Annotated in this window: 5 protein-coding genes, 1 tRNA gene and 2 pseudogenes; 1 reads left to right on the forward strand and 7 read right to left on the reverse strand. The window is 56.5% G+C overall.

Translation table 11 applies throughout. The annotated features are described in order from the left end of the window. Positions 1-186 precede the first annotated feature (186 nt). From TU74_RS22620 to TU74_RS22630, 3 genes are all read right to left on the reverse strand, one after another. A complete protein-coding gene (locus tag TU74_RS22620) occupies positions 187-723 on the reverse strand; it encodes a DUF4174 domain-containing protein (protein ID WP_048377710.1) in 537 nt (178 codons plus the stop codon). Positions 724-920: 197 nt separating this feature from the next. After that, entirely contained in the window at positions 921-1,496 is a 576-nt protein-coding gene (locus tag TU74_RS22625) for a DedA family protein (RefSeq protein WP_048377711.1), read from the reverse strand. A gap of 40 nt (positions 1,497-1,536) precedes the next feature. Further along, the gene (locus tag TU74_RS22630; protein ID WP_048377712.1) at positions 1,537-2,583 is read right to left on the reverse strand and encodes a DMT family transporter; all 1,047 of its coding nucleotides are present in this window, start codon (positions 2,581-2,583) and stop codon (positions 1,537-1,539) included. Positions 2,584-2,874: 291 nt separating this feature from the next. On the opposite strand from TU74_RS22630, the gene TU74_RS22635 reads away from it, so the two are divergent. Then, positions 2,875-2,961: transfer RNA gene (locus TU74_RS22635), tRNA-Leu, on the forward strand. Between the two features lie 252 nt (positions 2,962-3,213). Here the strand turns inward: TU74_RS22635 and TU74_RS24560 are convergent. From TU74_RS24560 to TU74_RS24350, 4 genes and pseudogenes are all read right to left on the reverse strand, one after another. After that, a pseudogene (locus TU74_RS24560) lies at positions 3,214-3,514 on the reverse strand (glycoside hydrolase family 19 protein); the annotation flags it as partial. Between the two features lie 132 nt (positions 3,515-3,646). After that, positions 3,647-3,886, reverse strand: a complete 240-nt coding sequence (locus tag TU74_RS22645; protein ID WP_048377713.1) for a hypothetical protein — start codon at positions 3,884-3,886, stop codon at positions 3,647-3,649. Between the two features lie 352 nt (positions 3,887-4,238). Further along, the gene (locus TU74_RS22650) at positions 4,239-5,435 is read right to left on the reverse strand and encodes an MFS transporter (protein WP_048377714.1); all 1,197 of its coding nucleotides are present in this window, start codon (positions 5,433-5,435) and stop codon (positions 4,239-4,241) included. Positions 5,436-5,448: 13 nt separating this feature from the next. After that, a pseudogene (locus tag TU74_RS24350) lies at positions 5,449-5,575 on the reverse strand (IS5/IS1182 family transposase); the annotation flags it as partial.

The following is a 5,575-nucleotide window of genomic DNA, read 5'->3' on the forward strand; positions in this document are numbered from 1 at the left end:
GAGCACCAGACAGGCTGCTTCGCGCTTGAACTCAGGGGTAAAGGTACGGCGTTGCTTGGTCATCAGACACCTCTTTGGGGCGAGCATTCTCGCCTAAATGAGTGTCCGGTTTCATTAGACCACTACACTCCTTTAGTGAATCCCTCTTGGCCCGCTTCCCCCAGCGGGCCTTTTTTTGTCGCGGATTTAATCCTCCAGGGCTTTGACCGGTTTTGCAGGTTTTGCGGGCTTGCCGGATTTGTTCGGGGTGCCCGGTGTGCCTGCTGGCTCGGGCTGAGCTTGCGCTTGTAGGGTCTGTTCAGCAGGCGGCAAGGCATCGACCGTTTTGAACAGCGTGTCGAGGTCCGCTTCCCCCTCTGACTTGTATTTGATCTCGCCGTCCTTCCCGATCAGAAACACCTTGGCTTTATCAATGATCATGCCCGGTTTGAGCCCCCGGATCAGAGACATGGTGGACTGCGGCTCAAGGTCTTTGCCGTCACGCTGACCGGTGATGCCGACAATGGTGTAGAGCACCATGTTGCGTTCATCGAAGGCCTTTTTTTTAGCCGGGTCTTCAAGGGATTTTTTCAGGGTGAATAAGGTGGGGTCACGCTCTGTGCGCGCCACAATTACCAGTGGCCTTGCCTTTGCGCGCTCCTGATCAAGGGGGTTGGGAACTTCAACGGCGTGTGCTATTCCCGTGACCAGCACACTGGCGAGGATCATTGAGCGTATCAACATGCGGACCTCCTTTCTTGTCATCGGACCGGCGCGCAACCCTCGCCAACACGACATGAAACCTGCCCTTCGACCTGCTGAACAAGAGTCTAGGTTAAGGGGGGCGTCACGCAACCGGGTAGCCGGACTTTGCCTTTCAGGATTATTTTTTGCAACCGCGCACCCGCCATGGTGCGCTGCACACTGTGCATCGCATTTGACTAAGCAGCTTTGCGCTTTGCTCTGAAATGACGGATCAACCCCACGGCCACCACCAAGGCGACCACGCCCAGCGCAATCGGCAGACGATAAGGTTTCAAATCACCCAGTGCTCGTTGCAGGAACTCCCCTGCCCAATACCCTGCGCTGGCAAACAGCGTGGCCCACACCACCGCGCCCACCAGGTTGATGCACACAAACTTGAGGGGGGACACCTTGCTCGCGCCGATCACCATGGGGCCTACCAGGCGCATGCCGTACAGAAAGCGCACCGAAAAAATCGATACCGTGGGATGGTGTTGAATCAATGACGTGACCTTGTCGATGGCCGCCTGTTGTTTATGCAAGCGCGGCAGCAGGCGCTCGCCAAAGTAGCGACCCGCCCAGAACAACAGCTGATCACCCAACATCCCCGCCAGACTGGCGTAGCCGATGACGGGCAGCAGCTTCAGGACATGCTGATGGGCCGCCATGCCGCCCAAAATCAGGATGGTCTCGCCTTCGAGCAGGCAGCCGATAAAGATGGCCCAGTAACCGTAGGTGGCCAGCAGGTAGTTAACGTCGACGTGTTCAAACATGCGCGCTCATGTGCTCCGTTTAAGGCCGGGTACTTCAGGGTCAGTGCCGGTGCCTGTGATGAATGTCCGGGAAGTGAGGATGACTGTGGCGTACAGGCAAATGGACATGTGCATGGGTATGGGGTTCCAGAGCCGGGTCATCGGCGTCATGAACGTGTTGGTGGTGCTCATCATGGCGATGGCGATGAGTGTGCTCCAGACGCGCATGCTGGTGGTCATGTGCATGCACCTCAGTCAAGTGCAGCCATACACCCAGGCCCATGAACGCCGCCGCGAGCCAAAACAGCCACGAGACCGATTCACCCAGTATCACGATTGAAATCACAGCCCCCAAAAACGGCGCGGTCGAAAAAAACGCCCCTGTTCGCGCCGCCCCCAGCCCGCGCAAGGCCAACACGAATAACACCAGGCTCACGCCATAGCCCAAAAAGCCAATCAATAATGTCGGGGACAGCACCTCCACCGAGGGCCATTGGGCGCCCAGTGATGTGGCCAGTACGCAATTCACCAGCCCGGCAACCCCACCTTTTGCCCCGGCAATGTAGAGCGCATCAGACGCCGACACTTTGCGCGTAAGGTTGTTGTCCACCGCCCAGCACAAACAGGCAAACGCCACTGCCAGCGGGCCCAGCCACGAGCCCATGCCACTGGCCCCCTGCCCTGACGGCAAGGACAACACCACGCCCCCCGCAATAATGGCCAGCATTCCCGCCACGATACGGCGATCGGCGTTCTCCCTGAACACCACCCATGCCAGCAGTGCGGTCAGTACGGGCTCCAGATTCAGCATGAGCGATGCCGTGGCGCCTGAGGTCAGCGTCAGCCCGTACATAAGCGCCACAGGGCCTAATACGCCACCGAAGGCAATCGCTCCCGCCAGCCATGGCCATTCACCTGCATTCAGGCCTGAAGCCTTCCACCCGCGATCCCGCAGGCAGCGCACACACAGCAAACCCGCCCCGCTGCCCAAATACAACAAGCCTGCCAGCAGCACGGGCGACATGTCGGCCCCCAGCAACTTGGCCAGCGGCGTGCTGGCGCCGAACAAGGCTGCCGCCGAGAGCGCATAGAGCACACTTGAATTCATTTCACCCACTTCTGTCTCAGACCTACAGACACCCTAGCCTAGCCCTCCCAAAAAACTTACGCATTAACCTGAAACTTTCATGCATCGATCAGGATAATCCCCTTCGAACAAACTCCCCGAAACCCTAGGCACCTGATTTTTCGAAGGTTTTGTTGAGACTGAGGATAAAAAATGTGCCCTCTCCAACTTGCTTCATCCCGTAAGCCTCTATATATTCATCCACCTGTCACGCAGGCCTGGGTACTTCGATTCAGCAAGACCCGCCGGTTTGACGCGCTACACCGCGCTACCGCCCGAATGGCGAAATTGGTAGACGCATGGGACTTAAAATCCCCCGTTCGAAAGGACGTGCCGGTTCGATTCCGGCTTCGGGCACCAAACAAATCAAGGGCTTGCATGAGATTCTTCATGCAGGCCCTTTGTTTTTGCTCCGCAACTCTGAAAGCTGTTCCGCAATTTTTCATTTTTGCCCCTCCCCTTGCGTACTGCCAAAGCACGAAAATTCAAGACATCCCAGCCACAGCCAAACCTCTAGCACCCCATGCCCGAAGGCACATGGCAACTCCTTTAAACATTGCTGCTTTCTCTGGCGCTCGCTGCAATCGAATAGCCATAGATGCCCATAGTGTTGTTGGCGCGGCCCGTGATCTGGATCAGGCCACGGCCGCGAAACTTGGGCCGTCGCCCGGGTAGGTGTTGCCGAGCTCAGCGCGGCCTTCGTAACGAGCTGCGCTTTAGTCGGCCCCCAAATCTCTTTCACGTATTTGAGCTGGCCGGACTCATGACCGATCTGTGCGATAAACGCCGCAACGCGCTTGGCGCCGACGATCTGATAGCGGTTCATGGCGGTGTTCAGTACAGGTGCAAGAACGCCGGCAACGTGGCCGGCGTTCGGGAGGATCTGCAGCAGTTGCTGCGTGGTGATGGGCATTCTCAATCTCCAGATATGAAAAAACCCGCACAGGGCGGGTTCTCTTTAGGTGAAGCCTTTATCACAACGTGTCAACGCCGTTGATTTTCTTAAGGTGCACCGGGTGAAGCGGGAAATACTGGCTCGATCTCATCAGCCATTGCTGACCCACTTGTAAAGGCGTTTAACGACTGACGCATAATCCCAAGCCAACGCCGCGCCCACGATCGCACCCACCAGACCAAGCTTGAAAGCTGTCTGCTGCCACTGATCGGAGCCATCGAAAATCAAATGCGCAAGCCAATAAAAACCAATGTCGTAATAGGTTTTATAGGTAATCAGGAAGGCGACTAGGCAAAGGGCCGAAGACAAACAAAAAAATGACGAATCCAAGTCGTTTCATCGGACTTTCAAATTTTTTCACTTTCATGCTCGCCACATCCATACCTAAAAGTCGGGCATTCAACCAATCACAGCTCGTAAAAAGCAAGCAGTTCTGCACTAGACGTCTTTCCTTGAGCTTTCCCGCGAGCACAAAACACACAAAATACTCCCCCCCCCCCGCATGATAAGGGCCTTCTCAGATATGTTGGTTATCAGCCTGGCCGTGCAGGTCTTTTATCTGAATCGGGAAAGCCTTCCGCGCCCTGTTTCCAGGCCCGTACCTGAATGCGGTAGTCACGCCATTCCGGTTCAGGAGTACCGCTGAACCGGACACCGTTTTGATGGGGGATTGCGTGATCTATCAAGCGTTGAGGATGTTGGTTTTTTTGGGGGGTGAACAACGAGACATCCACACCAGCAACACCATCATGGCCGCCGGGCAAAACGTGACGGCCAATAGCCCGATATGCAAGTCAGAGTACGCAGCAATAATCCCGACGATCCACGGCACCAGGCTGCACCCGGCATTGCCGGAAGCGGTCAGTACAGAAAACATCGTAGCCCCGCCTTGTGGGTAAGCCTCTGACGTGATGGCGAGCATTGTCGGCCACAGGCAACTTCCCGAGAATCCTGCAGCAATGGCAGCGGCCAAAGCGAGGGCCGGACTGGACGAAAAGCTGATCACGAAGAACAGCACCACGGTGACGGCACAGCACCCCAACATCAGTGAAATGGCCGGTACGCGCTCTTGCAACAATGCGGCGCCTATGCGACCCAGCGCCATGCCGACAGAAAAAGCGGCGAGCGTATAACCGCCCACTTCTTTTGAGTACCCCAAACTTTGTTCGGCAAAAGCCGGCAGCCATTGGGACAACCCCACTTCTGTGGCCCCTCCAAGAAAAATCGCAAGCAGGCACGCGATGAAATAAGGCTGTTTGATCAGCGTGGGCATCGACTCACGTTGGCCGCCTTCTTTAATCAAAGGAGGTAAGGTTAAGCCCAAGAACAAGAGCAGTGTGGCCAGGGGAGCAACCATCAGAATCAGCGCAACCGTTCGCCACGAAATGTCCCATTGCAGCGCAACGCTGGCAATCAGCACGGCCGCTACAGCCCCAATACAGAAATACGCGTGCAGCCAGTTCATCGCCGCGCTGCGCCGTTCGGGTTGCAACGCGGCGACGATGGGGCTGAGTATCATGTCCAGCATCCCGGCACCAAACCCCATGACGGCAACGGCACACAACAGCAACGTATAGGACGGAGCCATCGCCACCCACCCTAGCCCCACCAAGGTGGTGCCCAGGGCAAACCTGATGATCAGCGCAATACGTACTCTGTCCGCCAACGGCCCCGTGATCAGGATGGCAACGATGAAACTGAGAAACATCACCGCCGGGATGCGCCCAAGCTGCTCGGTTGTCAGCCCGGACGCGGCTCCGAACGTATGACTGAACATAGTCAGGAAGACCGGTAAGAAGTTGAGCGCCATCGCCAAACACATCATGGCGGCATAACACGCATACAGCGCGCGACGCTCAGGTCTGCATAAAGACATCATGAAGAAAGTAACTCTAGGCTCTGTACGTAAAGTATTGTCGCAAGCACCGCATAGCGCAGGCCAATGAGACCATCGCCGCAAAACTTGTTGCGAGCTTGTCGAAGCGCGTCACGATGCGACGGTTCTCCTTCAGCCAGCCA

This window comes from Pseudomonas lundensis (genome assembly GCF_001042985.1).
Taxonomy (GTDB): domain Bacteria; phylum Pseudomonadota; class Gammaproteobacteria; order Pseudomonadales; family Pseudomonadaceae; genus Aquipseudomonas; species Aquipseudomonas lundensis.

What these genes read in the sequence shown, in the direction of transcription:
- TU74_RS22620 (WP_048377710.1), bottom strand. Translation starts at nt 723, where the DNA reads ATGTTGATACGCTCAATGATCCTCGCCAGTGTGCTGGTCACGGGAATA.
- TU74_RS22625 (WP_048377711.1), bottom strand. Translation starts at nt 1,496, where the DNA reads ATGTTTGAACACGTCGACGTTAACTACCTGCTGGCCACCTACGGTTAC.
- TU74_RS22630 (WP_048377712.1), bottom strand. Translation starts at nt 2,583, where the DNA reads ATGAATTCAAGTGTGCTCTATGCGCTCTCGGCGGCAGCCTTGTTCGGC.
- TU74_RS22650 (WP_048377714.1), bottom strand. Translation starts at nt 5,435, where the DNA reads ATGATGTCTTTATGCAGACCTGAGCGTCGCGCGCTGTATGCGTGTTAT.